This window comes from Cupriavidus sp. SS-3 (genome assembly GCF_035818815.1).
In the GTDB taxonomy this organism is placed as follows: domain Bacteria; phylum Pseudomonadota; class Gammaproteobacteria; order Burkholderiales; family Burkholderiaceae; genus Cupriavidus; species Cupriavidus taiwanensis_C.
In genome coordinates, this window is the sequence record NZ_JAYLVT010000046.1 from 1 (window position 1) to 1,331 (window position 1,331).

Annotated in this window: 1 protein-coding gene; it reads left to right on the forward strand. The window is 67.9% G+C overall.

Annotated elements, in window-relative coordinates; genetic code table 11:
• Window positions 1-1,331 (forward strand): CoA-acylating methylmalonate-semialdehyde dehydrogenase (locus U9J39_RS29335; protein WP_326348794.1); only part of this gene is annotated, 1,331 nt, incomplete at both ends.

A 1,331-nucleotide genomic window follows, 5' to 3' on the forward strand; every position in this document is an offset into this window, starting at 1 on the left:
TTCCCGGCGTGGGCCGACACTCCGCCGCTGCGCCGCGCGCGCATCCTGTTCAAGTTCAAGGAACTGCTGGACCAGCACCACGACGACCTCGCCGCGCTGATCACGCGCGAGCACGGCAAGGTGTTCTCGGACGCCAAGGGCGAGGTCACGCGCGGCATCGAGGTGGTGGAGTTCGCCTGCGGCATCCCCAACCTGCTCAAGACCGATTTCACCGACAACATCGGCGGCGGCATCGACAACTGGAACCTGCGCCAGCCGCTGGGCGTGGTGGCCGGCATCACGCCGTTCAACTTCCCGGTGATGGTGCCGATGTGGATGTTCCCGGTGGCGCTGGCGTGCGGCAATACCTTCGTGCTCAAGCCGTCCGAGCGCGACCCGTCGCCGAGCCTGCTGATAGCGGATTTGCTGCGCCAGGCCGGCCTGCCCGACGGCGTGTTCAACGTGGTGCAGGGCGACAAGGAGGCGGTCGACGCGCTGCTTGCGCATCCGGACGTGCAGGCGCTGTCGTTCGTCGGCTCGACCCCGATCGCCGAGTACATCTACACCGAAGGCACGAAGCACGGCAAGCGCGTGCAGGCCCTGGGCGGCGCCAAGAACCACCTGGTAGTGATGCCCGATGCGGACCTGGACCAGGCCGTCGACGCGCTGATCGGCGCGGCCTATGGCTCGGCCGGCGAGCGCTGCATGGCGATCTCGGTGGCGGTGGCGGTCGGCGAGGTGGCCGACCAGCTGGTGCCGCGCCTGGCCGAACGCGCGCGTGCGCTGAAGATCCGCAACGGCATGGAGGCCGATGCCGAGATGGGGCCGCTGGTCACCGGCGCGCACAAGGCCAAGGTCGAAGGCTATATCGCCAAGGGTGTGGCCGAGGGCGCGACGCTGGTGACCGATGGCCGCGGCCACCAGGTCGACGGGCACGAGAACGGCTTCTATGTCGGCGGCACGCTGTTCGACCATGTGACGCCGGAGATGACGATCTACAAGGAAGAGATCTTCGGCCCGGTGCTGTCGGTGGTGCGGGTGCATGACTTTGCCGAGGCGGTGGCGCTGATCAACGCGCACGAGTACGGCAACGGCGTGTCGTGCTACACCAGCGACGGCGGCATCGCGCGCGCGTTCGCGCGGCAGATCCAGGTGGGCATGGTCGGCATCAACGTGCCGATCCCGGTGCCGATGGCGTGGCATTCGTTCGGCGGCTGGAAGCGCTCGCTGTTCGGCGACCACCATGCCTATGGCGAAGAGGGCGTGCGCTTCTACACGCGCTACAAGAGCGTGATGCAGCGCTGGCCCGATTCGATCGCCAAGGGCGCGGAGTTCACCATGCCGGTGGCGAA